Below are 26,037 nucleotides of genomic sequence, written 5' to 3'. Positions count from 1 at the left end.
ATGCCGGTACTGGTGATCACGGGCACGGGTACGGAGGTCGGCAAGACCGTCGTGACCGCCGCCGTCGCCGCGGCGGCGCTGGCGGACGGCCGGTCGGTGGCCGTGCTGAAGGCCGCGCAGACGGGCGTGGGTCCGGACGAGGCCGGGGACGCCCGGGAGGTGGCCCGGCTCGCGGGTGACGTGACGGTCGCCGAAGTGGCCCGCTTCCCCGAGCCCTTGGCACCGGGCACGGCCGCGCGCCGGGCCGGGCGGGCGCCGGTGCACCCGCCGGAGGTCGCGGAGACCGCTGCGAAACTGGCCACCGAGCACGACCTGGTGCTGGTCGAGGGTGCGGGCGGGCTGCTCGTACGCTTCGACGCGGCCGGCGGCACGCTGGCGGACGTGGCCGGTCTGCTGGGCGCACCGGTGCTGCTGGTGACGTCGGCGGGGCTGGGCACGCTGAACACCACGGAGCTGACGGCGCGCGAACTGCGGTCCCGGGGGCTGGAGCTGCCGGGGCTGGTGATCGGCAGCTGGCCCGGCTCCCCGGACCTCGCCGCCCGCTGCAACCTCGCGGACCTCCCGGACGTGTCCGGCGCTCCCCTGCTCGGCGCCGTCCCGGCCGGAGCGGGGTCCCTCGTCCCGGCCGGTTTCCGGTCGGCGGCACCGCAATGGCTGGCACCGCCGCTGCACGGCACGTGGGACGCGGAGGCCTTCGGCACGCGGCACGGCGCGTGACCGACGACGCGCCCACGACGGACGGCGCGGGGCAGGCGACGCCCCGCACCGGCGGGACGCCCCGGGGCACGGGCTCGTTCGGTGCTGGGCAGGCGCCCTGACCAGGGGGTCTTCTGTACGCGTCGCCCGTGACGGCACCTGCGGGCGGCGCCGGGGCAGGCGGCGAGGGACCACACACCGCCGGGACGTCCGTGATGGGTGGCCCCGGAGGGTGCGGGACCGTGCCACTCGCCGGCACTGCGGCGGGCGGGTGCCCGGGGTGGACGCATTCACCCTGGCCGGGTGGTTTCGGCAGCCGCCGCCGGTCGCCGCAGCCGGCCCTCGGGGCGGCGCCGTACCCCGACGGGCCGCCGGACCCCGGAGCTCCGGCCCCTGGCCGAGCAGGCGGGCTCCGGGCGAGTCGCTCGCGCGGTGGGTGCGCCGGGCCTCGGCGGGGGAGAATCGCGGTAAGGCACCGCCTCGTGAGGGAGGTCCCCATGCCGCTGCGATCCGCCCGGACCCGCGGGGTGCCGCGGGACGCCGTGCACCATCCGCTGTTCGCCCGCTGCTACGCCCGGATCAGTGTGGGTGCCGAGACCCGGATGGGCATGGCGCGCGTCCGTGAACGGCTGCTCACCGGGCTCTCCGGGCGGGTGATCGAGGTCGGCGCGGGCAACGGGCTGAACTTCTCGCACTACCCGGGCACCGTCTCCGAGGTCGTCGCCATCGAACCGGAGCGCGTGCTGCGGACGTTGGCGGTCGATGCGGCGCAGCACGCCCGGGTACCGGTGGACGTGGCGCCGGGCGCGGCGGAGGCGCTGCCGGTCAAGAGCGAGGCCTTCGACGCGGCCGTGGTCTCGCTGGTGCTGTGCAGCGTCCGGGACGTGCCGCGGGCGCTCGCGGAGTTGCGGCGGGTGTTGCGGCCCGGCGGGCGGTGCGGTTCTTCGAGCACGGCCGGGGCGGCGGGCGGGCGATGACCTTCACCCAGCGCGCGCTGGACCGGACGCTGTGGCCTCCGCTGTCCGGCGGCTGCCACCTGTCCCGGGAACCGGTCGCGGCGCTGCGGGACGCGGGGTTCGTGCTCGGGCCCTACCGGCGGACGATGATGCCGGAGAACGGGCCGGCGTTGCCCAGTTCGTACTGCGTCCTGGGCACGGCCTGGCGGCCCTCCTGAACCGTGGCACGGTCACACGCTCCACCGGCGGAGTTCGTCCGCGATCTCCTCGACCGACGCCTCGCCCCGCTTGACCAGCAGCGCGAGGTCCCGCACCTGCTCGGGCACGGGGGTGACCTTGATCCCGCTCGCGACCAGGTAGGCGTAGGCGACCGCGGAGGCGAACAGGGCGTTGGAGCGTTCCAGCGCAGGGACGTGGATCAGCAGTTGGAGCAGTGCGGCGGCGCGGGCGTGCGGAGTGGCGTAGACGGGGGTGTCGAATATCTCGGCCCGGTGGCGGGCGACGGCCGCGACGAGCGCTCCCCTCGGTGACCCGGGGGTCACCGGGGGTGCGCTGCTCGGCGAGCATCAGCAGCCAGGCGAGATCGATGGTGAGGTCGTTCATCCGGGGCGCGAGGGCTCAGCGGCAGCTCAGTGCCGGCCCTCGCCGGCCTCCTCGGCGAACACCTTCTCGTACTGCCGCATGAAGTCGGCGGCGGCCTCCACGAAGGTGTGGCCGGCCTCGCCGGTGTCCTGCCGGACCAGTTCCTCGATGTAGCGGTTGACGCTCATCCCCCGGGACAGGGCCTTCTCGCGGGCCGCCCGGGCGGTGCCCTCGTCCACCCGCACGTTCAGCTGGGCCTTCTGGGTCTTCGCCATACCTAGAAGCTAGCGCCGGGACGCTAGCAGCGGCAAGGCCCGGTCGCCGCGGCGGTCCGCATGCCGGAAACCCCGGGCCGGGGTCCGGCGCCCGTGGTGGGATCGCGGCATGACGGATCTGCGCATACGGCCCGCCGGGCCCGAGGACCTGGACACCGTGCTGGCCTTCTGGAAGACGGCCGCCGAGGGAACGAGCATCAGCGACGACCGGGACGGAGTGGAGCGCCTGGTGGCACGCGACCCCGGGGCGCTGCTCCTGGCCGAGCGCGGCGGGGAGCTGGTGGGCACGGTGATCGCGGGCTTCGACGGCTGGCGCTGCCACCTGTACCGGCTGGCGGTGCACCCGGACCACCGGCGCCGGGGCATCGGCTCGGCCCTGCTCGCGGCGGCCGACGAGCGGTTCGTACGGCTCGGCGGGCGCCGCGGGGACGCGATGGTGCTGGTGCGCAACGAGCGGGCCCAGCATGCATGGCGGGCCGCCGGGTACGAGCCGCAGGAGCAGTGGCGGCGCTGGGTGAAGCACCTCACCCGATGAGCGGCCGCGAGGCGAAAGGTTGAAGGCTTGAACATCGGGCGGACCTCCGGTTCCTGGCCGATCATGGTTTCGAGGTGACCCGATGACCGAACTGCTCCTGCTGCTGGTGGCGATCCTGCTCTCGCTCGCGTGCGGCGCCTTCGTCGCGGCCGAGTTCTCGCTGACCACCGTCGAACGGGGCGAACTGGAGCGCGCGGCGGAGCGCGGCGAGCGGGGCGCGGCGAGCGCCCTGAAGGGCGTACGGAACCTGACCTTCCAGCTCTCCGGCGCGCAGCTGGGCATCACCGTCACCAACCTGGTGGTCGGCATGCTCGCCGAGCCGTCGGTCGCGGCGCTGATCTCCGGGCCGCTGGAGGATCTGGGCGTGTCCCGTTCGGCGGCCTCCTCGCTGGCACTGGTGCTGGGCACGGCCCTGTCGACGGTGTTCCTGATGATCGTCGGCGAGCTGGTGCCGAAGAACTGGGCGATCTCCTCGCCGCTGGCCGTGGCCAAGCGGGTGGGCGGCCCGCAACGCTGGTTCAGCGCGGTCTTCCGCCCTTTCATCACCCATCTGAACAACACCGCCAACCGCGTCGTGCGCCGCTTCGGCGTGGAGCCCGCCGAGGAACTGGCGTCCGCGCGCGGGCCGCAGGAGCTGGCGGCGCTCGCCCGGCACTCGGCCAAGGAGGGCGCGCTGGAGGCCGACACCGCCGAGTTGTTCGTGCGCACCCTGAACCTGGCCGACCTGACGGCGCAGCAGGTGATGACCCCGCGGGTCCAGGTCGTGGCCCTGGAGGCGCGGGCGACGTGCGAGGACGTGGCGAACGCGACCCGGGCGACGGGACTGTCCCGGTTCCCCGTCTACCGGGAGTCCCTCGACGCCGTGGTCGGCACGGCGCACGTCAAGGACGTCCTCGCGGTGCCCGCCGAGCGGCGGCCCGGGATGCCGGTCGCCGACCTCATGCGCGAGCCGCTCCTGGTCCCCGAGTCCCTGACCGTGGACCGGCTCCTGGACCGGCTCTCCGGACGGCGCACGATGGCCGTGGTGATCGACGAGTACGGCGGGACGGCGGGCGTGGCCACGCTGGAGGACATCGTCGAGGAGGTCGTCGGCCAGGTGCGGGACGAGCACGATCCGCACGAGACGCCCGACGTCGACCCGGCCGGCACGGACGAGGAGGGGCACGCCCTGTACTGGGCCGACGGCTCGGCACGCGTGGACCGGCTCGAGCGGCTGGGGCTGCGGGTGCCGGAGGGGCCGTACGAGACGGTCGCGGGGCTGGTTGCGGCCGGTCTCGGGCACATCCCCGCCGTCGGCGACAGCGTTGACGTCTCCGGCTGGCGGCTGGACGTCGTGGACGCCACGGGACGCAGGGCCGCCAGGGTGCTCATGCACGCCCCGCTGAACGACGCGGCCGGCCCGGGCTCCGGCGCCGGGGAGGACGAAGGGGAGGCCGGCCGGTGACCGCCGTACAGCTGCTGATCGGTCTGGCGACGCTGGTCGTCAACGCGTTCTTCGTGGGCGCGGAGTTCGCGCTGATCTCGGTGCGCCGCAGTCAGGTGGAGCCGTACGCGGAGGAGGGCGACGCCCGTGCCAGGCGCGTGCTGTGGGGCCTGGAGCACGTGTCGGCGCTGCTGGCGGCGGCGCAGCTCGGCATCACGCTGTGCACGCTGGTCCTCGGCATCGTCGCGGAACCGGCGATCGCGCACCTGCTGGAGCCGGTGTTCCACGCGATGGGCGTGCCGTCGGGGGCCGGGCACGCGGTCTCCTTCGTGATCGCCCTGGCGCTGGCGACGTATCTGCACATGCTGCTCGGCGAGATGGTGCCCAAGAACATCGCGCTGGCCGAGCCGGTGCGCAGCGCGCTGATCCTCGGGCCGCCGCTGGTGGCGCTGTCCCGGGCCCTGCGTCCGGTGATCTTCACGGTCAACGCCTTCGCCAACGGGCTGCTCAAGCTGCTCAGGGTCGAGGCGAAGAACGAGGTGGCGGCGACCTTCACGGACGCGGAGCTGGCGGAGATCGTCAAGGACGCCGGCGAGGCGGGGCTGATCGACGACCGGGCCAGGGAGCGGCTGCACGACGCCCTGGAGCTCGGCCGGCGGCCGGTGCGGGACGTGGTGCTGCCGCTGGAGCGCGTCGTCCACGCGCGCGTGGGCATCACCCCGGAGCAGCTGGAGCGGCTGTCGGCGCAGTCGGGGTTCTCCCGTTTCCCGGTGGTGGACGACGGGCGGCGGATCGTCGGCTACCTGCACGTGAAGGACGCCCTGGACGCCTCGCCGCGGGACCTGCCGTTCCGGCTGCGGGACATGCGCCCCATCGCCCGGGTGCGCGAGCGCACCCCGCTGGACGACGTGCTCACCGCCATGCGGCGCAGCCGCACCCATCTGGCGGCCGTGCTCGGCTCGGACGGGCGGCTCGCGGGCCTGGTGACCATGGAGGACGTACTGCGGGAGCTGTTCGGGCAGCGGACGTGAGCGGCGACGGCCTACCGGGCACTGCCATTGCCATTGCCGCTGCCGCTGCCGCTGCCCGAGGGTGACCGACCGGCGGGTATGTGCAGGGGCTACCATTTCGTTCGCCATGCAGACGAACCCCACATACACCAGTCTCGTCGCCGTCGGCGACTCCTTCACCGAGGGCATGTCGGACCTGCTGCCCGACGGCTCCTACCGGGGATGGGCCGACCTGCTCGCCGCGCGGATGGCGGCCCGCTCCCCCGGTTTCCGGTACGCCAACCTGGCGGTGCGGGGAAAGCTGATCGAGCAGATCGTCGACGAGCAGGTGGACGTGGCCGCGGCCATGGGAGCCGACGTGATCACGCTGGTCGGCGGGCTCAACGACACACTGCGGCCCAAGTGCGACATGGCCCGCGTACGGGACCTGCTGACCCAGGCCGTGGAGCGGCTCGCGCCGCACTGCGAGCAGCTGGTGCTGATGCGCAGCCCGGGCCGTCAGGGTCCGGTGCTCGAGCGGTTCCGGCCTCGGATGGAGGCGCTGTTCGCCGTCATCGACGACCTCGCGGAGCGGCACGGCGCCGTGGTCGTCGACCTGTACTCGGCCCGGTCGCTGGCCGATCCGCGGCTGTGGGACGTGGACCGGCTGCACCTGACCGCCGAGGGCCACCGCCGGGTCGCGGAGGCGGTGTGGCAGTCGCTCGGCCACGAGCCGGAGGACTCCGAGTGGCACGCGCCTGTTCCGGCGACGCCGCCGCCGGGCTGGATGGCGCGCAGGACCGCGGACGTCCGGTTCACCCGGCAGCATCTGCTGCCCTGGATAGGCCGCAGGCTGACCGGCCGCTCGTCCGGGGACGGCCTGCCGCCCAAGCGCCCGGACCTGCTGCCCTACGAGGACCCCGCGCGGTGATCCCCGGCACCACGGGCGCTTCGTAGGTTCCGACGAACGGCCCCGCGGCGCCGACCTGCACGAATCGCCAGTAGAATCCGTCCACGTGACTTCCGCTCCCGCCAAGCCCCGCATCCCGAACGTCCTCGCCGGACGCTACGCCTCCGTCGAGCTCGCCACGCTCTGGTCGCCCGAGCAGAAGGTGAGGCTCGAGCGGCAGCTCTGGCTCGCCGTGCTGCGGGCCCAGAAGGATCTGGGCATCGAGGTGCCCGACGCCGCGATCGCCGACTACGAGCGCGTCCTCGACCAGGTCGACCTGGCCTCGATCGCCGAGCGCGAGAAGGTCACCCGGCACGACGTGAAGGCTCGGATCGAGGAGTTCAACGACCTCGCCGGGCACGAGCACGTGCACAAGGGCATGACCTCCCGCGACCTCACGGAGAACGTCGAGCAGCTCCAGGTCCGGCTCTCCCTCGAGCTGATCCGGGACCGCTCGGTGGCCGTCCTGGCCCGCCTCGGCAAGCTGGCCGGCGAGTACGGCGAGCTGGTCATGGCCGGCCGCTCCCACAACGTCGCCGCGCAGGCCACGACGCTGGGCAAGCGGTTCGCCACCGCTGCCGACGAGCTGCTCGTGGCGTACGGCCGGGTGGAGGAGCTGCTCGGCCGCTACCCGCTGCGCGGCATCAAGGGTCCGGTCGGCACCGCGCAGGACATGCTGGACCTGCTGGGCGGCGACGCGGGCAAGCTCGCCGAGCTGGAGCAGCGGATCGCCGGGCACCTGGGCTTCTCCGAGGCCTTCACCTCGGTCGGCCAGGTCTACCCGCGCTCCCTGGACTACGAGGTCGTCACCGCCCTGGTGCAGCTGGCGGCGGCGCCCTCCTCGCTGGCCAAGACGATCCGGCTGATGGCCGGGCACGAGCTGGTCACCGAGGGCTTCAAGCCCGGCCAGGTCGGCTCGTCCGCGATGCCGCACAAGATGAACACCCGCTCCTGCGAGCGCGTCAACGGCCTCATGGTGATCCTGCGCGGCTACGCCTCGATGACCGGCGAGCTGGCGGGCGACCAGTGGAACGAGGGCGACGTGTCCTGCTCGGTGGTGCGCCGGGTGGCGCTCCCGGACGCGTTCTTCGCGCTGGACGGGCTCCTGGAGACGTTCCTGACCGTGCTCGACGAGTTCGGTGCCTTCCCGGCCGTCGTGGCCCGGGAGCTGGACCGCTACCTGCCGTTCCTCGCTACCACCAAGGTGCTGATGGGCGCGGTGCGGGCCGGAGTGGGCCGCGAGGTCGCCCACGAGGCGATCAAGGAGAACGCCGTCGCCTCCGCACTGGCCATGCGCGAGCAGGGCGCCGAGCGCAACGAGCTCCTCGACAAGCTGGCCGCCGACGAGCGCATCCCGCTGGACCGTGCCGCCCTGGACGCCCTGATGGCCGACAAGCTCTCGTTCACCGGCGCCGCGGCCGACCAGGTCGGTGTCGTCGTCGGACGGATCGACGCGATCGTCAAGCGGCACCCGGAGGCCGCCGGCTACACCCCGGGAGCCATCCTCTGACCCGCTTCACCCGGGCCGAGCTGGAGGCCGCCCGCGACCGTCTGCTGCCGGACGTCGTCGCGGACGGCCTCCACGTGCTGTTCTGCGGCATCAACCCGGGCCTGCTGTCGGCGGCGACGGGCCACCACTTCGCCCGTCCCGGCAACCGCTTCTGGCCGGTCCTGCATCTGTCCGGGTTCACCCCCCGGCTGCTGAAGCCCTCGGAGCAGGACGAGCTCCCGTCCTACGGGCTCGGCATCACGAACGTCGTGGCGCGGGCCAGTGCGCGGGCGGACGAGCTGACCGCCGAGGAGTACCGGGAGGGCGGGCGGCTGCTGGTCGCCAAGGTGGCGCGGCTGCGGCCCCGTTGGCTGGCCGTGGTCGGTGTCACCGCGTACCGGATGGCCTTCGACGAGCGGAAGGCGCGAGTGGGGCCGCAGGAGCGGACGTTCGGCGGCACGCGGGTGTGGGTGCTGCCCAACCCTAGCGGGCTCAACGCGCACTGGACGGCGCGGACGATGGCGGAGGAGTACGCCCGGCTGCGGGTCGCGGCGGAAGCGCGGCCGTCCCAGGCGTAGGCCGGGTGGTCACGGTGGCGCCTCCTCGGTGACGACCGCGAGCAGCCGCACCTCGTCCGCGGCGTCCCGGTCGGCGACGGCCACCGCGACCCAGCGGCCGGTGCCCTCCGCCTCCCAGAGGTACGCCACGCGCGCGTGGACGCTCAGGCCGGCCCACGGCTCGGGTATCTCCTCCCGCTCGGTCCGCAGCAGGACCGTCCGCAGGTTCCAGGGGGCCGTCTCGCCCCAGCGCGGGGCGAGCCGTTCGTAGAGGGCGTCCCGCCCCTTCTCGTACTGCTCCACCGTCGCCGCCCGTTCCGCCGGGTCGCTGCCGCGCAGGCCGTGACTGCTCGCCAGCACGGCCGTGAAGCGCCCGGGACCCGCGGCGCCCCCGTCCGACGGGCCGTGTTCCGCCGGGAAGGGCCGGAAGCACAGCTCGTCGATGAGGGCGAGGTGCCGCGCGATGTCCATGTGTCCAGTAAACCCGCCGCCACTGACAATTGGCGGGCCGTCAGTCCGGCCACCGCGTTCCGGTGGTCAGGCGTCCCGGTGGTCAGGCGTCCCGGCGGCGCAGCTGCCAGAATCCGGCGAGGAGCGCGACCGCCGTCCAGACCGCGGTCACCGCGAGCCCGGTCCAGGGCCCCAGGGTCCCTTCGTGCGTCTGGTACAGGACGATCTGCCCGGCCTTGTCCGGCAGGAAGTCGGCGACCGTCCCCGCGGCGTCCCCGATGACGAAGGAGACGATCAGGATGAACGGGATCAGGGTGGACAGCGTGGCGACGCCGCTGCGGAACAGGGTGGTCAGGCCGGCCGCGAAGAGGGCCATGAGCATGAGGTAGATCCCGCAGCCCACGACGCCCCGGACCTGCTCGCCGGCGGTGAGCCCGTCCGCCGCCGCGCCGAGGCCCGCGCGAGCGGCGAGCAGGGCGGCCGACGCGGTGAGCAGTCCCACCCCGAGGACGGGGACGGCGACGACCGCCAGCTTCGCCGCGAACCACCGCCCCCGCTGCGGAACCGCGGCCAGGGTGAGCCGGATCCCGTTGCCCTGGTACTCGCTGGAGACGACGACGGCGCCGAAGGCGATGGCGGCGATCTGGCCCGGCATGATCCCGGACAGGGCCATGAAGAGCGGGTCGAAGTCCGGATCGGAGGTGTCGGACACTCCCGCCAGCGCGGAGAACGCCGTGGTGGCGGCGAACAGGGCCAGCAGGGTGCCGCACAGCGAGCGCAGGGTGAGCACTTTCAGCGCCTCCGCGCGGAGGACGGGCGCGAGGTTCATGGTCAGGCCTCCTGGGGCTGTGCGGTGAACTCGGTCTCTGTGGCGGTCAGGTCGAGGTAGGCCTGTTCCAGCGTGCCTTCGTCGGCGGCCAGTTCGAGGACGGGCACGCCCGCGCCGGACACGATCCGGCCGACGTCGTCCACGCGTGCGTGGTGCACGGTCCAGTACCCGTCGTCGTGTTCCACGGCGTCGTGGCCGTGCCGGGCGAGAGCGGCCTTCAGAGCGGTCGCGTCCGGCGTCCGGACGCGGACCCGCGGCCGCACGCGGGCGTCGATGAACTCCCGCATCGGCGTGTCGGCGAGCAGGCGGCCCCGGCCGAGGACGACCAGGTGGTCGGCGAAGGACGCGGTCTCGTTCATCAGGTGGCTGGAGACCAGGACCGTGCGCCCCTCGGCCGCGAGGCGGCGCAGCAGTTCGCGGATCCAGATGATGCCCTCGGGGTCCAGCCCGTTGGACGGCTCGTCCAGCATCACCACCTCGGGATCGCCCAGCAGCGCGGCGGCGATGCCCAGCCGCTGGCGCATGCCCAGGGAGTACGTCTTCACCCGGCGGCGGGCCACGGACGCGATGCCGGTCTCCTCCAGCACCTCGTCGATCCGTCGCGCGGGGACGCGGTTGCTCGCGGCCAGAACGCGGAGGTGGTCCCGCGCGGTGCGCGAGCCGTGGGCGGCGTGCGCGTCGAGCAGGGCGCCGACGTGCCGCAGCGGCTCCTGGAGGGCGGTGTAGGAGCGTCCGCCGACGGTCGCGGTCCCCGAGGTGGGCCGGTCCAGGCCCAGCACGAGCCGCATGGTGGTGGACTTGCCGGCGCCGTTGGGGCCGAGGAAGCCGGTGACGCGGCCGGGGCGCACGGTGAAGGTGAGGTCGTCGACGGCTCGTCGGGTGCCGTACTCCTTGGTGAGGCTCTGGACGTCGATGCTGGTCATGGCAGCAGCGTGCCGGTCCGTGCGGGGGCGGGGCCTCCCCCACCGGTGGAGACCTGCTCCCCCGTGCGGGGGAGGCCGGGTGTCGGTGGCGGCTGGGAGGATGGGCGCATGGTCCGTTTGCTGCGCCCGTTCGGCCGGGTGGTGACGTACACACGATGGCTGCACCTCTTCATGGCCGTGGTGTGGCCCGCCATGTGGATCTTCGTCGACGAGGCGTGGGCGTTCGCGTCGGTGCTGCCGCTGGCGGCCGCCGGGCTGGTGCCCGGGATGCGGGTGGTCGAGGGTGTGCAGGCCAGACTGCTGCTGACCGGCCACCGCCCGGACGACGCGACCATGGACATCGTCGTCGCGCCCTCCGCGACCTGGGCCGACCGTGCCCGCACGGTCGTGTGGCTGGAGGCCCGCCTCGTCATCGGCTCCTGCGTCGCGATGCTCACCGTCCAGCTGCCCGTCCTCGCCATAGACCTGATGAACGCGGCGCGGGGCGGCCGCCAGGGGGACGGCTCGTACGTCCGCCTCGCGGGCGACCACTGGTGGTACGGCCTGCTCTCGCCGCTGCCGCTGCTGCTGCTCGCCGCGGTCGTGGTGGGCTCGGGGCAGCTCATCACCCGGCTCGCCCTCCGTCTCCTCGGCCCGTCCGCCGCCGAACGGCTCGGCGCCCTCGAGGAACGCACCGAGCAGCTCCTGGAACGCAACCGCATCGCGCGCGAGTTGCACGACTCCATCGGTCACGCGCTGACCGTCGCCGTCGTCCAGGCGGGTGCCGCGCGCGCGGCGAACAGCGCCGAGTTCACCGACCGGGCCCTGACCGCGATCGAGGAGACGGGGAGGGCGGCCCTGGAGGACCTCGAGCGGGTGCTCGGCGTGCTGCGCGAGGCGGATCGGCCGGTGAGCTCCAGACCGACGCTCACGGACGCCGACCGGCTGCTCGCATCCGCGCGCGCCTCCGGGGCCGAGGTCGGCGCGGAGTTCACGGGGCCTCTGGAGACGGTGCCGGGTGCCGTCTCCCGTGAGGGCTACCGCATCCTCCAGGAGGCGCTGACCAACGTGCTGCGGCACGCGGGCGAGGTGCCGACCCTGGTCCACGTCGCGGTGGCGGACGGTGCGCTCACCCTCGACGTGCGCAATCCGCTGCCGGACGACCGGGCCGCCCCCGGCCGCGGGAGCGGGCTGCGCGGCATACGGGAGCGGGCCGCGCTGCTGGGCGGCCGGGCGCACACCGGGCCGGACGGCGCCGGTGACTGGCAGGTGCGTGTCGAGCTGCCGTTGGGCTGATCTACGCTGGCCGGATGCCGGTCAGAGTGCTCCTCGTGGACGACGAACCCCTGGTACGTGCCGGTCTGCGGGCCGTGCTGGAGGCGCAGCCCGACATCGAGGTGGTCGGGGAGGCGGCCGACGGGGCGGCGGTCATTCCGCTGGTGCGGCAGGTGCGGCCGGACGTGGTCGCCATGGACGTCCGGATGCCGCTCCTCGACGGCATCGAGGCCACGCGCGCGCTGCTGCGCACGGTGGCCGACCCGCCGAGGATCCTGGTGGTGACGACCTTCGAGAACGACGAGTACGTGTACGAGGCGCTGCGCGCCGGCGCGGACGGGTTCCTGCTCAAGCGCGCACGCCCGGCCGAGATCGTGCACGCGGTACGGCTGATCGCCGAGGGCGAGTCCCTGCTGTTCCCCGCCTCGGTGCGGCAGCTGGCCGCCGAGTACGGCGACGGCGGCGGCAACCGGGCGGCCCGCGCCCTGTTGGAGCGGGCCCGGCTGACCGAGCGGGAGGGCGAGGTGCTGCGGCTGATGGCGCGGGGGTTGTCGAACGCGGAGATCGCCGCGCGGCTGGTCGTCGGCACGGAGACGGTGAAGTCGCACGTGAGCGCCGTACTGGCGAAGCTGGGGGCGCGGGACCGCACCCAGGCGGTGATCACGGCGTACGAGTCGGGGTTCGTGGCACCCGGGTGAAGCGACGGCCGCACGCCGGACGGGGGGGCGGGGGCGGGCCGGAGCTCGCCGGGGGTCGGCGGGCCGAGTACCATCCGGCCAACACGCGCACTAGCTGGGAGGACGGACCTTGGCAGGCCTGACCGGCGGGGATCCGTCGCTGCTGCGGAGGATCAACTCCGCCGTGGTGCTGCACGCGTTGCGTGCGACGGACTCCGCGACGCTGACCGAGATCACCCGGGTGACGGGGCTGTCCCGGCCCACCGTCGAAGGCGTCGTGGAGGGGCTGATCGAGGCCGGTCTGGTCGTCGAGGCGGCCGCCGACGGAGCCGCCGCCCGGCGGCAGGGACGGCCCGCGCGGAGGTTCCGGTTCCGTGCGGAGGCCGGGCACCTGCTGGGCCTGGAGATCGGCCCGCACCGCGTCGCCGCGCTCCTGTCCGACCTGGACGGCCGGGTGATCGGTGCCCAGGCCAAGGACGTGGACGAGAACGCGTCGGCCGACGAGCGGCTGGAGCGGCTGCGCACGGCCGTCGCCGAGCTGCTGCGCCGGGCCGGTGTGGCGCGCGGCTCGCTGCGGGCGGTCGGCGCCGCCACGCCCGGCATCGTCGAGGCGGACGGCACGGTCCGGCTGGGCACGGCGCTGCCGGGGTGGACGGGGCTGGGTCTCGGCGAGCGGCTCAGCCGTTCCTTCAAGTGCCCGGTGCTGGTGGAGAACGACGCGAACGCGGCGGCGGTCGCCGAGCACTGGAAGGGCTCCGCCACCGAGTGCGAGGACATCGTGTTCGTGCTGGCCGGGCTCAGTCCCGGGGCCGGGGCGCTGATCGGCGGACGGCTGCACCGTGGGTACGGCGGGGCGGCCGGGGAGATCGGGGCGCTGCATCTGCTGGGCCGGGACGTGACGCCGGAGACGCTCCTGTCGACCACGGACCAGCCGCTGCACCCGCTGGACGAGCAGGCCGTCGCCAAGGTCTTCGCCGAGGCCCGGGGCGGCGACGAGCGGGCTCGCGCGGCCGTCGAGCGTTTCATCCAGCGGCTGGTGCACGACGTGGCGGCGCTGGCGCTGGCGCTCGATCCGGAGATGGTCGTCATCGGCGGCTGGGCGGCCGGCCTCGACGGCGTACTGGACCCGTTGCGGCGGGAGCTGGCCCGCTACTGCCTGCGCCCGCCGCGGGTGGCCCTGTCGCTGCTCGGGGAGGCCGCCGTGGCCACGGGCGCGCTGCGGCTGGCCCTCGACCATGTGGAGGAGCAGTTGTTCGCGGTCGAGGGCGCGACGGCCCGCCGCTGACCCCGGCGCACGTCGCGCCGGCGGCGGTTCCGGCCCGCCGGGGTCCGCCCGGCCGCGTCCCGGCACACACCCGCGCCGGGACGCCGGTGTCCCGGCCGCCGGGTGAGACCCGGCCTGGAGCGTTCCCCGGACCGGTCGGGTTGCGGGTGCAGGTGCAGGTGCGGCAGCAGACCGCCGGGCCCCCGGTGGCGGCGGGGGCGACGCGTGGGGCTGGGACCGACCGGGCAGGCTCGGCGGCGGACGGTGGGTCGGACCGGGTCGGGTCGGGTCGGGTCGGGTCGGGTCGGGTCGGGTCGGGTCGGGTCGGTCAGGATGCCTGGGTCTGGGGGCCGTGGTGGATCTCCACGTCGCCGGAGTCGCCGAATGTCAGCCGGCAGGTGTCCGCGCGGTAGGTGGCGACGGAGAGCGCGGCGGTGCGGCCCTCGGCGAGGTAGCGGGTGGTGACCACGAGGACGGGCGCGCCGGGCAGACGGTCCAGTTCCTTCGCGTCGTCCGCGCCGGCCGAGCCCAGCTCGACGGCGCTCTCCCGCCGCTCCAGTGCCCCGCGCTGAAGTTCGCGCAGCACGGCACGCGCGCGTGCCGTGCCCGAGGGCGCGTCGATGGCGGGGAGGCCGGGCACCGAGGACGCCGGCACGTACAGCAGTTCCGCGGCGACGGGCTGGCCGTGGCTCACCCGGGAGCGGCGGACGGTGTGGACGGGCTCGTCGCGTTCCGTCCCCAGGGCGTCGGCCACGGCCGCGGGAGGTGCGGCGAGGACGCAGTCGGCCGGTTGCCAGGCGTCGTCGGCCGTGCCGGGCCAGGCGTGCTCCCTGGTGTCGACGGCCACGCCGACGCGCGGCGGGGCTACGGTCGTACCGACGCCGCGACGGCGTTGCAGCCGGCCCTCCAGCTCCAGCTGCTCCAGGGCCTGCCGGAGGGTCGCGCGGGCGACGCCGAAGCGGGCGGCCAGGTCGCGTTCGTTGGGCAGGATCTCGCCCACCTCGAACTCCGAGTCCAGGGCCTCGGTGAGCACGGTCCTGAGGTGCCAGTACTTCGGCTCCGGCACCGATTCCAACTGCGTGGTCCCCACCCTGTCCTCCGCAATCGCCGTGGTCCGGCGGCGTTTTGACGCCCTTGTTTATTAAAGGTTGTTGCAGTTCTCTGCGACCATAAAACGCCCCATCCCCTTGGTCAAGACCAATCCCGCGACAGGACGGCCCCGGCCCCCGTCGCGGAACGGGGGCCGGGGCCGTGGGGCGGGCTGAGGAGCGGCGGGCCCTAGGGCGCGTCGGCCAGAGCGGTCAGCTTGTCCGGGTTCCGCACGATGTAGACCGCCTGGATACGCCCGTCGGCGACGTCCACCTGGACGACGGAGTCGGGCTTGCCTCCGGAGCGGACCAGCACGGCCGGGCCGCCGTTGAGTTCCAGGAAGTGGAAGGTGACGTCGGGAATGCCCTGCCGGGCGACGCCGAGCAGGAAGCGCCCGACCTTCTCGGAGCTCTCCAGCACGCGCAGCGGCGCCTTGGAACGGCCTCCGCTGTCGCCCACGAGCCGGACGTCCGGCGCGAGCGTGGCCAGCAGGCCGGCCAGGTCGCCCTCGACCGCGGCGGCGAGGAAGCGCTCGGTGAGGTCGCGGCGCTGCGCCGGGTCGACGTCGTAGCGGGGCCGCCGCTCCTCGACGTGCTTGCGGGCGCGTCCGGCGAGCTGGCGCACCGCGGCCTCGCCGCGCTCCAGCATGGCGGCGATCTCCGCGTAGGGGTAGCCGAACGCCTCCCTGAGGACGAACACCGCCCGCTCCAGTGGGGAGAGCGACTCCAGGACGACGAGGACGGCGAGGGAGACCGAGTCGGCGAGGACGGCCCGCTCGGCGGTGTCCGGCACGGCGTCCCCGAAGTCGGTGACACAGGGCTCGGGCAGCCACGGACCGACATACGTCTCGCCGCGGGCCTTGACCTGGCGCAGCCGGTCGACGGCGAGGCGGGTGGTGACGCGCACCAGGTAGGCCCGGGGCTCGCGCACGGCGGCCCGGTCGGCGCGGGACCAGCGCAGCCACGCCGCCTGGACGACGTCCTCCGCGTCGGCCAGGCGGCCCAGCATGCGATAGGCGACGCCCAGGAGGACGGGCCGGTGCTCTTCGAAGACGTCGGTCGCGGTGTCGGTGGTCACCGCTCCATCCCACCGGACGCGTCCGGTGGTGTCCAGGCGGCGCCGCCCCGGCCCGGCACCGGGGGCTACCCGTCGGTAGCTCCTACTGACAAGCTGTCTACCCGACGTCGCCCCATTACGTGTTCCCGACAAGGAGTCCCATGTCCGCGACACTCACCTTCACGGCCCCCACCGGCCACGGCCCGCAGGACATCGCCCTGGCCTACGACCGGGTGGGCACCGGCGAGCCGTTGCTCCTGCTGCACGGCATCGGTCACCACCGGCAGGCCTGGGACCCGGTGGTCGACATCCTCGCCACCGAGCGCGAGGTGATCGCCGTGGACCTGCCGGGCTTCGGGGAGTCGTCCGCGCTGCCGCACGGGCTGCCGCACGACCTGTCGACGACGAACGCGGTGCTCGGCGCCTTCTGCGCGGCGCTGGGTCTCGACCGTCCGCACGTGGCGGGCAACTCACTGGGCGGCCTGCTGGCGCTGGAGCTGGGCCGGCGGAACCTGGTGCGCTCGGTGACGGCACTGTCCCCCGCCGGCTTCTGGACGCAGGCCGAGCGCCGCTACGCCTTCGGTCTCCTGACGGGCATGCGCCGCACCGCACGCGCCCTGCCGCTCCCCCTGGTCCAGCGGCTGTCCCGCACGGCCGCCGGCCGCACCGCCCTGACCAGCACGATCTACGCCCGCCCCGGCCGGCGCTCCCCCGAGGCCGTGGTCGCCGAGACCCTTGCCCTCGCGCACGCCGAGGGGTTCACCGAGACGCTGCGGGCCGGCCGGAGCGTGCTGTTCACCGATGACGTGCCGGGCATCCCGGTCACCGTGGCGTGGGGCGGCCGGGACCGGCTGCTCCTGCCCCGCCAGGGCATACGCGCCAAGCGCACCGTCCCGCACGCCCGGCTGGTGCGGCTCCCCGGCTGCGGCCACGTCCCCATGAACGACGACCCGGCACTGGTGGCCCGCGTCGTCCTGGACGGCAGCCGCGCTCAGGAGGCGAGCGCGGCGAGGACCTCCTTCAGCACGGTCGCGTTGTAGGGCATGCTCACGTGCGGGGTGTGGTCGTCCGGGTCGATGTCCTGGAGGACGATGTTGTTGACGTAGCGCCCCGCCGTCTGCTCCAGGGCGCACGAGGTGTACGGGGTGACCACGTCGTCGTACCGGGTGGCGATGACGGTGTGGCGGACGCCCTCGGTCGTCTCGCCGAGATCGGCCAGTTCCCGCTGGAAGGGGTGGTCGTGCTGGAGCTGCGGCCAGGCCGGCACGATCTCCCCGACGGCGCCCTGTTCGAGCAGTTCCACGGCGCCCGGGATCTGGCGGGCCAGGTTCATCAGGCCCTGGGCGGTGACGCCGTGGTTGCTGGGTGAGATGCCGACGAAGTTGTGCACCTTGGGCCCGCCGCCCAGCGCGTTGAGGAAGTAGCGGGGCATCATGCCGCCCTGCGAGAAACCGACGAGGTCGACCTTCTGGGCGCCGGTGCGGCGGAGTACCTCGTCGACGAACTCGGCGAGCTGCCGCGCGGAGTGCTTGATGTCGCCGAGTCCGAAGATCACCGGGTTGCCGTGCTGTCCGTAGTCGAGCCGGAAGACCCGGTGCCCGTGTTCGCGCAGCAGGGGCGTCGCGGTGTTCCAGGTGTAGCCGCGATTGCCGAAGGTGCCGTGCACCAGCACCACCGGACGCGGATGTTCCTCGCTCGGCGGCGCGTTCCAGTCGTCCTCTCCCGCCTGTACGTCGACGGTGGCGATGACCTGCGCACCGCCGGCCTCGGCGATCGCGCCAAGGCGGTGCGGGGATTCGACGACGTCCGTGACGACGTCGTCCGAATTGATGCCGGGAAGGCGGGGGTTGAGGAAACTCACGATGTTCTCCCTTGCGTCGGGAAATGCGGCCGAGGTGGAACGGACTTCTCAGTCTCACGTCCATCGAATTCCGCAACGATCCCTCGACCGGGGGAAAGAATTCATTCCATGGAGTAAATAGGGTTCATGTTTTCGAATCGTGCGCATCGAGGGTCCGGAACGTGCGCCGCGGCGTGCGTCGCGCTCACCGCGCGCCGTCGGCCCCTCGTCAACACGCGGACAGGGACGAACCGTTGTGAAGCGGGGGTCGGGGTGTGGCCCGAGCGTAAAGACAGGTGAGACGGACACCGCCAATGAGGTCGCAGGGCAAGGGGGTTGGGTCATGGCCGCAGGTCCCGATGTTCCACAGGTGCCGGAGGTGCCGGACGCGTGGCAGCCCCTGCTCGGGCGGCCGGCCCTGGCGGAACTGCTCGGACATCCGCTCGCGGGCGCCGCTCTGACGGAGATGCGCCGGCTGCTGCCTCCGCACGTCGCCCTGCACTCCCTGCGGACGTTCCTGCTGGCCGACGCCTTGGCGCGCACCAACGGGACGGCCTACGACCGGGTGGGGCTGCTGGCCGCCGCGGCGTTCCACGATGCCGGGCTGGTGGGGCGCTCACGGCTGGGCCGCGGTGGCTTCCCGTGCCGCTCCGCCCAGTTGCTCGACGCGTTCCTGGCCGGGCACGAAGTCGGCATGGGGCGTCGCACGGCTCTGACGCGTGCGGTGCGCGACCACATGCGGCCGTTTCCCGCGCGCGACGCCGGGCCCGAGGCGCGGCTGCTGCACTTCGGTGCGTGGCTGGACGTCACGGGGCGCGGGGAGCGTCATGTCCCGGGGGACCGCCGGCGGTTGGCCGCTCTGGCGCCCACTCCCTGGTTCGCCGTGTCCTTCTCCGCCCGGGTGGTGGCCTGCGGGCTGCGCCGGGTGCTGCCGGGGCCTCCCGTCACCCGTCGGTGACCGGGCGGGCCGGCAACTCGTCCTTCCCGTTGCGAAAGGAACCGCCAACATGCAAGAAGACCAGCGTGTTTTCGATGTCGCCATCGTCGGAGGCGGCATCGGCGGGACGATTCTGGGGACCGTCCTCGCCCGCCACGGCGTGCGCGTGCTGCTGCTGGAGGGCAGCGGTCATCCCCGGTTCGCCATCGGAGAGTCCACCGTCCCCGAGACCACGTTCGGCCTGAGGGTCCTGGCCCGCCGCTACGACGTGCCCGAGCTCGAGCACCTGGCGACCAACGCGGCACTGCGCCGCCACGTGTCGTCCAGCTGCGGGGTCAAGCGGAACTTCAGTTTCGTCTACCACCGGGAGGGCGAGCCGACCCGGCCCGACGAGTGCACGCAGTACCCCACCTGGGGCCCGCCGCTCGGTCCCGACTCGCACTACTTCCGGCAGGACGTGGACGCGTACATGTTCCACGTCGCCGTGTCCTACGGCGTCACCGCGTACACCCACACCATGGTCGACGACGTGAAGTTCGAGGAGGACGGGGCCACCCTCGTCACCCGGGACCGCGGCAGCTTCCGGGCGTCGTACGTGGTCGACGCCGGCGGGATGCGGGCCATGCTGCCCGAGCGGCTCGGGCTGCGGCAGGAGCCGCCGTACCGGACCCGCTCGCGCACCATCTTCACGCACATGGTGGACGTGCGCCCCTTCGACGCCGTGTCGCCGCCGCGCGAACAGCACCGCATGCCCAGCCCGTTCAGCCAGGGCACGCTCCACCACATGTTCCAGGGCGGCTGGCTCTGGGTGATCCCCTTCGACAACCAGTCGACCAGCACGAACGAGTTGTGCAGCGTCGGCCTCAACCTCGACCTCGACCGGTACCCCCGCCCGGACGACGTGTCGGCGGAGGACGAGTTCTGGCAGCACCTGCGCCGGTTCCCCAGCGTGGCGCGGCAGTTCGAGCGGGCGCGGGCGGTCCGGCCGTACGTGTCCACCGACCGCACCCAGTTCGCCTCGCAGAAGGTCGTCGGCGACCGGTGGTGCCTGCTGCCGCACGCCAGTGACTTCATCGACCCGCTCTTCTCCAGCGGGCTGGCGGTCACGGTGATGGCGCTCAACGCCCTGGGCCACCGGCTCATCGACGCCGTGCGCCAGGACGACTTCGACACCGCCCGGTTCGCGTACCTGGACCACTGGACCAAGCGCATGTTCCGGTTCTACGACGACCTGGTGTCGTGCAGCTACGTCGCGTTCGACGACTTCGACCTGTGGAACGCGTGGAACCGGGTGTGGACCCTCACCACGCTCTACGGCACCAACGCGCAGAACCAGGCCGCCGTGGCCTACGAGAAAACGCACGACCCGGCCTGCTTCGACGTCCTGGAGATGCCGCCGTACCGGGGGCTCCAGGGTATGGACAATCCCTGGGTGGAGCGGATGTTCGACCAGTCGCGCGACGCGGTACTCGCCTACCGGGCCGGTGAGTCGACGAAGGAGCAGACGATCGCCCGGATCTACGAGGTGCTGGGCGAGAGCGGCCTCGTCCCGTCCGTCTGGGGGACCCTGGACCCCGAGAACCGCTGCCCGGCCGGGGTGTTCACGCTCTGGCCGCTGATGAAGATCCTGCTGTGGGGCAAGTACCGCTCCCCCCGGCACGTGCGGGGTACCTACTTCACCGGCGGCGCGCGGCTGGTGGGCAAGGAGGCGGTCCAGGCGTACACCGGCGAACTGCGCGCCGGCAGCTCGCTGGTCCACCAGACCGTACGGGACATGTGGGTCAACTGGAACCGCGACTGGGCACGTCGGCCCGCCCCTCGGAAATGAGCGCGAAAAAACATTTCCGCCGACTCGCGGAACCATACATTCCGGTTTGCCCCAGGAGAGGCTCGGGTAGGAAAACCACATGGCCGACAAATAGAAAGTCGGCCGCGGTTCCCCCTGCCCAATCCGAGAGACAACGGGCTGCAATCCACCATGGTGCGACATTCCACCTGCCAATCGCCCGCTGAATGCTCCTGGGAAGACATCTTCCAGCACCAGGACCGCCTCATGCGATTGGTTCGACGAAGACTGCCGAGTTTTCAGGACGCCGAGGACTGCGTCCAGGAAACCATGGCCCGCGCAGCCGCTCACGCCGCGTTGGACAGGAATCGGCTCGGTTCCTTTCTGACGTCCGTGGCGCTCCGCCTCTGCATCGACTTCTACCGGGACATGGAGCGCCGCAGCAGGCTTCTGCAGCGCGCAGCGTTCGTGGACACCTTCGGCACCACCGAGGACGACGTCTGCGACCAGGACTTCGGCCGTTGGCTGCTGAGCCAGGTGCAACACCTGCGCGGACGGGAACAGGAGGTCATACTCGCCCGGGCCAAAGGAATTTCCACCGCGGAATTCGCTCGCATGCACAACATTTCCGTCAAGGCGGCCGAAGCCGCTTTCACCAGGGGACGCGCCCGCTTGAAAAGCGCGTGCGCGAAATCCCTGGAAGGCTGCCCCGGGTAACAGCCGGCACCCTCACCTCTCCCCTCACAGAGAAACGGAAAGGGACCACACTCATGGGCAACAGCAAGAACATCCAGGACATCATCAAAGACCTGATCGGCGATATGACCGACAGCTGGAAGGAAGCCTTCGACGACCTCCTGAACCGAGACGACACGGACTCGTCGAGCGGCTCCGGCAGCGCCGTCAACACGCTGGCCGGGCTTCCCCCGAACGCCCTCGCCGCGCTGGCCGGGGCCGTCAACCCGGCCACCGCGCTCGCGGGTGTCGCCAACCCGCTGGCCGCCCTCGGCGGAGTCGGCGGGATCGGTGCCGCCAACCCGCTCGCCGGCCTCACCGGTGCCGTGGGCGCCGCCAACCCGCTCGCGGCCGCACTGGGCGGGGCGGGCAACCCCCTGGCCGCGATGGGCGGCGCCGCCAATCCGCTCGCCGCGGTCGGCGGCGCGGCCGGTGCGCTCGGCGGGCTCGGTCAGCTGGCCGGAGGCCTCGGACACGCGGCGAGCGGGGCGGGCGACCTGATGTCGCTCCCGACCCAGCTGACCCAGCTGACCCAGGTGCTCCCCAAGCTCCTCGACGCGGTCCAAGGCCTCCAGAACGCGGCCAACCTGCCGGCCCAGGCCGGACAGCAGGGCCTCGCCGCGCTGCAGGGCCTCGCCGGGCCGCTCCAGGGCCTGGCGGGGCAGCAGGGGGGCGACAAGCCCCACGGCGGTCAGTCCTCGTCCTCGAGCTGACCGGTCGTACCACCACCGCGCCGGCCGGCTCCGCGCGCCGCGCCGGCCGACGTTCGTACGCGCGTCGCACCTGAGGAGGATCACACACGATGACGTCTGTCGTCGGCGACCGGCTACGTCTCGTGGTCAAGGTCCTTGGCAGCCTCGTGGCCGACGAGGTGGGTCTGGCGGCCCGGCTGCGGGGGCGTACGAAGCGGGACGCGCGGTCCCCGGCGGAGGGCACCGACGCCTCCGCCGGGTCCGACCAGCGCCGCGCCAAGGCGGTGCGGCACGCACTGGAGAGCCTCGGGCCCTTCTACGTGAAGCTCGGTCAGATCCTCTCCACCAGGCCGGACATGGTCCCCGAGTCCATCCGGGACGAACTCCAGAACCTGCACGACGAAGTCGACGTCCAGCCGTTCTCGGAGTTCGAGCCGGTGCTGGCCCGGGACCTCGGGCCGGACTGGAAGCTGCGCTTCGACGACGTCGAGACCTCGGCCCCGCTGGGGGCGGCGTCCCTCGCCCAGGTCTACCGGGTGACGCTGCCCGGCGGGCGCGCCGCCGTGGTCAAGATCCAACGGCCCGGCATCCGCGAGGGCGTGCTCGCGGACATGGCCCTGATGCGCCGGGCGTCGCGGATCGTGGCCCGGGTCGCTCCGCGGTTCAACGAGGTCATCGACATCGAGGCGATGCTCGGCTCGGTCTTCGACGCCATGGAGCCGGAGCTGGACTTCACCGGCGAGGCGCGCAACATGGACGAGGCACGCGAGCACATCCGGCCGTTCCGTTCCCTGGAGGTGCCCCGGGTCCTGCACGCCAGTCCCCGGGTCCTCGTCCAGTCGCTGGCGGACGGGAAATCGGTGCGGCACGTCGACCGCGCCCACTTCACGGACGCCGAACGCGTGGAGATCGGCAAGGACCTGCTGCGCTTCATGTACCACGGGTACTTCGTCCACCGCTTCTTCCACGCCGACCCGCACGCGGGCAACGTCTTCGCCGCGCCCGGGGGTCCGGCGACCCTGATCGACTGGGGCATGGTCGGCCGGCTGGACCGGCGGACCAGCCTGCAACTGCTGCCGCTGTTCATGACCCTGGCGCAGAACGACGGCGCGGGCCTGGCCCAGCACTGGGCCGGGATGGGGCGGATGACGCCGTGGGCCAACATGCCCGCGTTCGCCGCCGACATGGCGGCCTTCGTGCCGAAGGTCTCCCATCTGGCCCTGGAGGACATGAACTTCGGCGTCTCGCTCACCACGGTGCTGGCCAAGGCGACCAAGCGGGGCATCGGTTCGCCGCCTGCGGTGTCGCTGCTCGGCAAGTCGTTCGCGAACCTGGACGGCTCGGTGCGCTGTCTGGCACCCGAGATCACCCTGCCGGAGGTGTTCCAGGGGGAGGTGCCGAAGATCCTGTTCGCCCTCGGCCGCGAGTTCCTCGGCCGCAACCAGTTCGCCCGGAACTCCATGGAACTGCTGCTGGCCGCCGTCACGAGCCCCGACCAGGTCCGGGGCGTCATGTCCGACGTGGCCAACCGGCAGTTCGCGCTGAACATCCACGAGCCGCGCACCCCCGCCGCGATGGGCGGCCAGCGGCCCACCCGCCCCTCCAGGGGCATGCTCGCGCTGGGTGCCGCCGCCTTCCTGCTGGGCCGCCGCCGCTCGGGCTGACCCGGCCCCCGCACGGCCCTCGCACGGCCCTCGCACGGCCGCCGCGCGCCGGCCGGCCCCGCCTTCTGACATCCCGTCACGATCCGCCGTTCCCAGGAGGTCCCATGCCGGAATCCACCCGCCCCCAGTCGGCCACCGCGCGGCGGTCATCGTCCGTACCGGCCGCCCGAGCACCGGAGGGCCTCTCGCACGCGGCGCTCTGGACCGCCGCGGCGCACGCGGCGGAGGCGCTGCGGCCCACGCCGTACGTCCTCGACCCGTGGGCCGCCGACTTCCTGCACGCGGCCCGGTTCCAGGGGGGTCCGCCCGGTGACGGGCCGATGCAGCGCCTGCTGCCCGACTGGCAGGTGGTGCGTTCCCGCTTCTTCGACGACTACCTGCTGTCCGCGGCCCGTTCGGGCTGCCGGCAGGTGGTCGTCCTCGGGGCCGGCCTGGACACCCGCGCGTTCCGGCTCCAGTGGCCCACCGGGGTGCACCTCTTCGAGGTCGAGGTCCCCTCCGTCCTGGCCTTCAAGGAACCCGTGCTGGACGGCAGCCCGGTCACCTGCGGTCGCCGCACCACCGTCGGCGCCGGCGTCACCGGGGCGTGGGGCGAGGCGCTCGTCGCGGCGGGCTTCGACCCCGGCAGGCCCACCGCCTGGCTCTGCGAGGCCCCGCTGTACTTCCTCCGCCCCGGCCAGGTGGCGGCCGTCGTCACCACGATGACGGAACTGTCCGCCGACGGCAGCACCTTCGGCGCCGAGTGCGTGAACTCCCGGGCGGTGGACTCGCCCCTCGTGGCACCCTTCCTCAACGCCCTCGCCACGATCGGGGCGGCCTGGAACTGGCAACTCGCCGAGCCCGAGGAGTGGTGGGCCGAGTACGGCTGGGAGGCCCGGGTCGCCGACCTCTTCACCCTGCCGTACGCGATGGAACGGCTGGCCCTGTACCTGCCGCTGGTCGGCGAGGCGGCCGCCAAGTGCGCCTTCCTCACGACCGGAACGCTGCGCGGCACGCGCTGAGCCCGCGTGCCGCGGACGAAGCCCCGTGACACGGACGATGCCCCGTGACAAGGACGAAGCCCCGGGCGGCGGCCCGGGGCTTCGCGCCGTACTCCGAGGCGTCAGCGGCGTTCCAGCTCCAGCAGCGCCTCCAGCCACAGGTCGGGGAGTTCGTCGGCGGTGCGCAGCGCCACGTCGTGCACGACGGTCAGGCAGGCGGTGTCGTGCTGGCTGGTCAGCGTCACCACGCTGCGGATGCCGGAGGCGACGCTCGTGTAGACGGCCGCCCGCCGGGCCGCGAGCCCCTGGTGGACTAGCGCCGTACCGAAGTTCACGCTGCTCACCGGCCCTGCGACGAGCCTGCCGTGCACCAGCCGGACGCCGACCCGGGCACCGACGGACCGCGGGGTGGCCGCCAGCAGCACGCGCATGGAGTCGCGCCGCCGGCCCGTCCGCAGCCCGTTCATCGCGGCCACGACCCGGGCCAGGGCCCGCCGCGGGGACTCCTCGTCGCACGGCAGCAGGATCCGGGCGGTGATCATGCGGTTGCCCGGTGCCCGCTCCTCGCCCCGGGCGCGGACGGACATCGGGATCGCCACGGGCAGCGGCGGATGGACCGTGCCGGTCTCCTTCAGGTGCCAGGTGTGGACGGCGTGGGACAGGGCGGCGAGGTAGACGTCGGTCACGGTGGCCCCGTACCCGCGTCCGACGGCGCGGAGCCGGGCGAGCGGGGTCTCCGCGTGGCACACGTCGACGCGTCCGGTGCACACGCCGTCGAAGGCCGGTTTCGCCGTGGCCGCGCCGAAGGCCCCCGCCAGGTCCCCCAGCGTTCCCGCGAGGCCGGCGGCGGTGGGCAGGCGGCGGGGCTGCGGAACCGGCCCGCCCTCCGGGTCGTCGCCGAGCAGGGCGCGGGCGGTGTAGGCGGCGCCCACACCGTCCTGGAACGCGTGGTCGGTGCGGTAGCAGAGCGTGTGGCGGCGCGCCGGACCGTGTACCAGCCACACGTCCCAGGGCGGGCGGCCGTCGGCGTTCATGGGACGGGACAGCATCAGCCGCCCGGTCGCCGATCCGTCGGTGTCCTCGGGCAGCCACGCCTCGTGCACGTGCCGGTCCGCCGTGATCCGGTCCACCCGCCGGAACCTGCGGCGCTCCCGCGCGATGCGGTAGTGCAACGCCGGGATGCCGTGGGCGCGTTCGGCCACCCGCGCCCGGAGCGAGTCCAGGGTGGGCGCCGCGCCGTCGAACGCGAACGCGAACACGACGGGGAGCGGCCGGCCCCGCGCGGCCAGGTGAAAGGCGACATCGACGGTGCCCATGGTCACGGACGGCGGCAGGCGGCCGTCCCTGCCCAGGCTGAGTCGCAGCATGTGAACCTCCCGGTCGGTCTCAGGAACTGGAATGGGACACCAC

At 73.3% G+C, this 26,037-nt stretch carries 25 protein-coding genes and 2 pseudogenes; 18 read left to right on the top strand and 9 right to left on the bottom strand.

Features of this window, described 5'->3' with window-relative positions; translation table 11 throughout:
• Nucleotides 1-717, top strand: coding sequence for a dethiobiotin synthase (gene bioD, locus Sco07f_RS12370; RefSeq protein WP_054102726.1), 717 nt, complete (start codon nt 1-3; stop codon nt 715-717).
• A gap of 476 nt (nt 718-1,193) precedes the next feature.
• A pseudogene (locus Sco07f_RS12365) lies at nt 1,194-1,870 on the top strand (class I SAM-dependent methyltransferase).
• Nucleotides 1,871-1,882: 12 nt separating this feature from the next.
• Here Sco07f_RS12365 and Sco07f_RS12360 read toward each other — a convergent pair.
• Nucleotides 1,883-2,255, bottom strand: a pseudogene (locus Sco07f_RS12360) (fic family toxin-antitoxin system, toxin component).
• A gap of 26 nt (nt 2,256-2,281) precedes the next feature.
• Entirely contained in the window at nt 2,282-2,509 is a 228-nt protein-coding gene (locus Sco07f_RS12355) for a toxin-antitoxin system HicB family antitoxin (protein ID WP_108987870.1), read from the bottom strand.
• Nucleotides 2,510-2,618: 109 nt separating this feature from the next.
• Between Sco07f_RS12355 and Sco07f_RS12350 the strand changes: the two genes are divergently transcribed.
• The 6 genes from Sco07f_RS12350 to mug all read left to right on the top strand — a co-directional run bounded on the left by Sco07f_RS12350 (nt 2,619) and on the right by mug (nt 8,472).
• Nucleotides 2,619-3,044, top strand: coding sequence for a GNAT family N-acetyltransferase (locus Sco07f_RS12350; protein WP_087792089.1), 426 nt, complete (start codon nt 2,619-2,621; stop codon nt 3,042-3,044).
• Nucleotides 3,045-3,126: 82 nt separating this feature from the next.
• Nucleotides 3,127-4,488 (top strand): hemolysin family protein, encoded by a 1,362-nt coding sequence (locus tag Sco07f_RS12345; protein WP_054102724.1) that lies wholly within the window; start codon nt 3,127-3,129, stop codon nt 4,486-4,488.
• Nucleotides 4,485-5,498, top strand: coding sequence for a hemolysin family protein (locus Sco07f_RS12340; protein WP_087792087.1), 1,014 nt, complete (start codon nt 4,485-4,487; stop codon nt 5,496-5,498). The genes Sco07f_RS12345 and Sco07f_RS12340 overlap by 4 nt, the downstream gene beginning before the upstream one ends.
• A 106-nt stretch (nt 5,499-5,604) precedes the next feature.
• On the top strand, nt 5,605-6,387 hold the full coding sequence (locus Sco07f_RS12335) for an SGNH/GDSL hydrolase family protein (RefSeq protein ID WP_087792086.1): 783 nt from the start codon (nt 5,605-5,607) through the stop codon (nt 6,385-6,387).
• 85 nt (nt 6,388-6,472) lie between these two features.
• Nucleotides 6,473-7,915, top strand: a complete 1,443-nt coding sequence (purB, locus tag Sco07f_RS12330; protein ID WP_054102722.1) for an adenylosuccinate lyase — start codon at nt 6,473-6,475, stop codon at nt 7,913-7,915.
• Nucleotides 7,912-8,472 carry a G/U mismatch-specific DNA glycosylase gene (gene mug, locus Sco07f_RS12325; RefSeq protein ID WP_167468096.1) on the top strand — a complete coding sequence of 187 codons (561 nt, stop codon included), beginning with the start codon at nt 7,912-7,914 and terminating at the stop codon, nt 8,470-8,472. Before purB ends, mug begins: the two co-directional genes overlap by 4 nt.
• Before the next feature lie 9 nt (nt 8,473-8,481).
• Here mug and Sco07f_RS12320 read toward each other — a convergent pair whose 3' ends face one another.
• The 3 genes from Sco07f_RS12320 to Sco07f_RS12310 all read right to left on the bottom strand — a co-directional run bounded on the left by Sco07f_RS12320 (nt 8,482) and on the right by Sco07f_RS12310 (nt 10,653).
• Entirely contained in the window at nt 8,482-8,922 is a 441-nt protein-coding gene (locus Sco07f_RS12320; RefSeq protein ID WP_108987869.1) for a hypothetical protein, read from the bottom strand.
• Between the two features lie 82 nt (nt 8,923-9,004).
• Nucleotides 9,005-9,730: an ABC transporter permease gene (locus tag Sco07f_RS12315; RefSeq protein WP_108987868.1), complete on the bottom strand. Its 726-nt coding sequence runs from the start codon at nt 9,728-9,730 to the stop codon at nt 9,005-9,007.
• Between the two features lie 2 nt (nt 9,731-9,732).
• Nucleotides 9,733-10,653, bottom strand: coding sequence for an ABC transporter ATP-binding protein (locus Sco07f_RS12310; protein ID WP_007447132.1), 921 nt, complete (start codon nt 10,651-10,653; stop codon nt 9,733-9,735).
• A 108-nt stretch (nt 10,654-10,761) separates the two neighbouring features.
• Between Sco07f_RS12310 and Sco07f_RS12305 the strand changes: the two genes are divergently transcribed.
• The 3 genes from Sco07f_RS12305 (at nt 10,762) to Sco07f_RS12295 (ending at nt 13,869) form a co-directional block, all read left to right on the top strand.
• Complete coding sequence (locus Sco07f_RS12305; protein WP_108987867.1) at nt 10,762-11,928, top strand: sensor histidine kinase; 1,167 nt, start codon at nt 10,762-10,764, stop codon at nt 11,926-11,928.
• A gap of 14 nt (nt 11,929-11,942) precedes the next feature.
• Nucleotides 11,943-12,605 carry a response regulator transcription factor gene (locus Sco07f_RS12300; protein WP_007447146.1) on the top strand — a complete coding sequence of 221 codons (663 nt, stop codon included), beginning with the start codon at nt 11,943-11,945 and terminating at the stop codon, nt 12,603-12,605.
• 109 nt (nt 12,606-12,714) lie between these two features.
• Nucleotides 12,715-13,869 (top strand): ROK family transcriptional regulator, encoded by a 1,155-nt coding sequence (locus Sco07f_RS12295; protein ID WP_007447115.1) that lies wholly within the window; start codon nt 12,715-12,717, stop codon nt 13,867-13,869.
• A 307-nt stretch (nt 13,870-14,176) separates the two neighbouring features.
• Here the strand turns inward: Sco07f_RS12295 and Sco07f_RS12290 are convergent, their stop codons facing one another.
• Complete coding sequence (locus Sco07f_RS12290) at nt 14,177-14,938, bottom strand: GntR family transcriptional regulator (RefSeq protein ID WP_007447101.1); 762 nt, start codon at nt 14,936-14,938, stop codon at nt 14,177-14,179.
• A 188-nt stretch (nt 14,939-15,126) separates the two neighbouring features.
• A complete protein-coding gene (locus tag Sco07f_RS12285; protein ID WP_108987866.1) occupies nt 15,127-16,014 on the bottom strand; it encodes an RNA polymerase sigma-70 factor in 888 nt (295 codons plus the stop codon).
• A 140-nt stretch (nt 16,015-16,154) separates the two neighbouring features.
• Here Sco07f_RS12285 and Sco07f_RS12280 point away from each other — a divergent pair, with 140 nt between their 5' ends.
• Nucleotides 16,155-17,033, top strand: a complete 879-nt coding sequence (locus Sco07f_RS12280; RefSeq protein WP_108987865.1) for an alpha/beta fold hydrolase — start codon at nt 16,155-16,157, stop codon at nt 17,031-17,033.
• Here Sco07f_RS12280 and Sco07f_RS12275 read toward each other — a convergent pair.
• Nucleotides 16,985-17,854 (bottom strand): alpha/beta fold hydrolase, encoded by an 870-nt coding sequence (locus Sco07f_RS12275; RefSeq protein WP_108987864.1) that lies wholly within the window; start codon nt 17,852-17,854, stop codon nt 16,985-16,987. The two genes, Sco07f_RS12280 and Sco07f_RS12275, sit on opposite strands and share 49 nt — an antisense overlap.
• 322 nt (nt 17,855-18,176) lie before the next feature.
• On the opposite strand from Sco07f_RS12275, the gene Sco07f_RS12270 reads away from it, so the two are divergent.
• The 6 genes from Sco07f_RS12270 to Sco07f_RS12245 all read left to right on the top strand — a co-directional run bounded on the left by Sco07f_RS12270 (nt 18,177) and on the right by Sco07f_RS12245 (nt 24,648).
• A complete protein-coding gene (locus tag Sco07f_RS12270) occupies nt 18,177-18,791 on the top strand; it encodes an HD domain-containing protein (RefSeq protein ID WP_108987863.1) in 615 nt (204 codons plus the stop codon).
• A gap of 49 nt (nt 18,792-18,840) precedes the next feature.
• Nucleotides 18,841-20,598: an NAD(P)/FAD-dependent oxidoreductase gene (locus Sco07f_RS12265; RefSeq protein ID WP_108987862.1), complete on the top strand. Its 1,758-nt coding sequence runs from the start codon at nt 18,841-18,843 to the stop codon at nt 20,596-20,598.
• Between the two features lie 150 nt (nt 20,599-20,748).
• Nucleotides 20,749-21,273, top strand: a complete 525-nt coding sequence (locus Sco07f_RS12260; protein ID WP_228126245.1) for an RNA polymerase sigma factor — start codon at nt 20,749-20,751, stop codon at nt 21,271-21,273.
• Between the two features lie 53 nt (nt 21,274-21,326).
• Nucleotides 21,327-22,004 (top strand): hypothetical protein, encoded by a 678-nt coding sequence (locus Sco07f_RS12255; RefSeq protein WP_108987861.1) that lies wholly within the window; start codon nt 21,327-21,329, stop codon nt 22,002-22,004.
• 89 nt (nt 22,005-22,093) lie between these two features.
• Nucleotides 22,094-23,647, top strand: a complete 1,554-nt coding sequence (locus Sco07f_RS12250) for an ABC1 kinase family protein (protein WP_108987860.1) — start codon at nt 22,094-22,096, stop codon at nt 23,645-23,647.
• A gap of 104 nt (nt 23,648-23,751) precedes the next feature.
• Nucleotides 23,752-24,648, top strand: a complete 897-nt coding sequence (locus tag Sco07f_RS12245; RefSeq protein ID WP_108987859.1) for an SAM-dependent methyltransferase — start codon at nt 23,752-23,754, stop codon at nt 24,646-24,648.
• 101 nt (nt 24,649-24,749) lie between these two features.
• On the opposite strand, the gene Sco07f_RS12240 is transcribed toward Sco07f_RS12245, so the two are convergent.
• On the bottom strand, nt 24,750-25,994 hold the full coding sequence (locus Sco07f_RS12240) for a wax ester/triacylglycerol synthase domain-containing protein (RefSeq protein ID WP_174855345.1): 1,245 nt from the start codon (nt 25,992-25,994) through the stop codon (nt 24,750-24,752).
• Nucleotides 25,995-26,037 lie beyond the last annotated feature (43 nt).

This window comes from Streptomyces coelicoflavus (assembly GCF_003112555.1).
Classification (GTDB): Bacteria; Actinomycetota; Actinomycetes; order Streptomycetales; family Streptomycetaceae; genus Streptomyces; species Streptomyces coelicoflavus.
The sequence above is the reverse complement of the archived record's forward strand: the minus strand, read 5'-3'. Positions and strand labels throughout refer to the sequence as shown.

Bases quoted from the DNA above. Each gene is read 5' to 3' on its own strand.
- Sco07f_RS12310 (WP_007447132.1), bottom strand. From the start codon at position 10,653: ATGACCAGCATCGACGTCCAGAGCCTCACCAAGGAGTACGGCACCCGA.
- Sco07f_RS12265 (WP_108987862.1), top strand. From the start codon at position 18,841: ATGCAAGAAGACCAGCGTGTTTTCGATGTCGCCATCGTCGGAGGCGGC.
- Sco07f_RS12255 (WP_108987861.1), top strand. From the start codon at position 21,327: ATGGGCAACAGCAAGAACATCCAGGACATCATCAAAGACCTGATCGGC.
- Sco07f_RS12245 (WP_108987859.1), top strand. From the start codon at position 23,752: ATGCCGGAATCCACCCGCCCCCAGTCGGCCACCGCGCGGCGGTCATCG.
- Sco07f_RS12355 (WP_108987870.1), bottom strand. From the start codon at position 2,509: ATGGCGAAGACCCAGAAGGCCCAGCTGAACGTGCGGGTGGACGAGGGC.
- Sco07f_RS12270 (WP_108987863.1), top strand. From the start codon at position 18,177: ATGGCCGCAGGTCCCGATGTTCCACAGGTGCCGGAGGTGCCGGACGCG.
- Sco07f_RS12300 (WP_007447146.1), top strand. From the start codon at position 11,943: ATGCCGGTCAGAGTGCTCCTCGTGGACGACGAACCCCTGGTACGTGCC.
- Sco07f_RS12240 (WP_174855345.1), bottom strand. From the start codon at position 25,994: ATGCTGCGACTCAGCCTGGGCAGGGACGGCCGCCTGCCGCCGTCCGTG.
- Sco07f_RS12345 (WP_054102724.1), top strand. From the start codon at position 3,127: ATGACCGAACTGCTCCTGCTGCTGGTGGCGATCCTGCTCTCGCTCGCG.
- Sco07f_RS12335 (WP_087792086.1), top strand. From the start codon at position 5,605: ATGCAGACGAACCCCACATACACCAGTCTCGTCGCCGTCGGCGACTCC.
- Sco07f_RS12250 (WP_108987860.1), top strand. From the start codon at position 22,094: ATGACGTCTGTCGTCGGCGACCGGCTACGTCTCGTGGTCAAGGTCCTT.
- Sco07f_RS12320 (WP_108987869.1), bottom strand. From the start codon at position 8,922: ATGGACATCGCGCGGCACCTCGCCCTCATCGACGAGCTGTGCTTCCGG.
- Sco07f_RS12315 (WP_108987868.1), bottom strand. From the start codon at position 9,730: ATGAACCTCGCGCCCGTCCTCCGCGCGGAGGCGCTGAAAGTGCTCACC.
- Sco07f_RS12260 (WP_228126245.1), top strand. From the start codon at position 20,749: ATGGTGCGACATTCCACCTGCCAATCGCCCGCTGAATGCTCCTGGGAA.
- Sco07f_RS12350 (WP_087792089.1), top strand. From the start codon at position 2,619: ATGACGGATCTGCGCATACGGCCCGCCGGGCCCGAGGACCTGGACACC.
- bioD (WP_054102726.1), top strand. From the start codon at position 1: ATGCCGGTACTGGTGATCACGGGCACGGGTACGGAGGTCGGCAAGACC.
- Sco07f_RS12305 (WP_108987867.1), top strand. From the start codon at position 10,762: ATGGTCCGTTTGCTGCGCCCGTTCGGCCGGGTGGTGACGTACACACGA.
- Sco07f_RS12280 (WP_108987865.1), top strand. From the start codon at position 16,155: ATGTCCGCGACACTCACCTTCACGGCCCCCACCGGCCACGGCCCGCAG.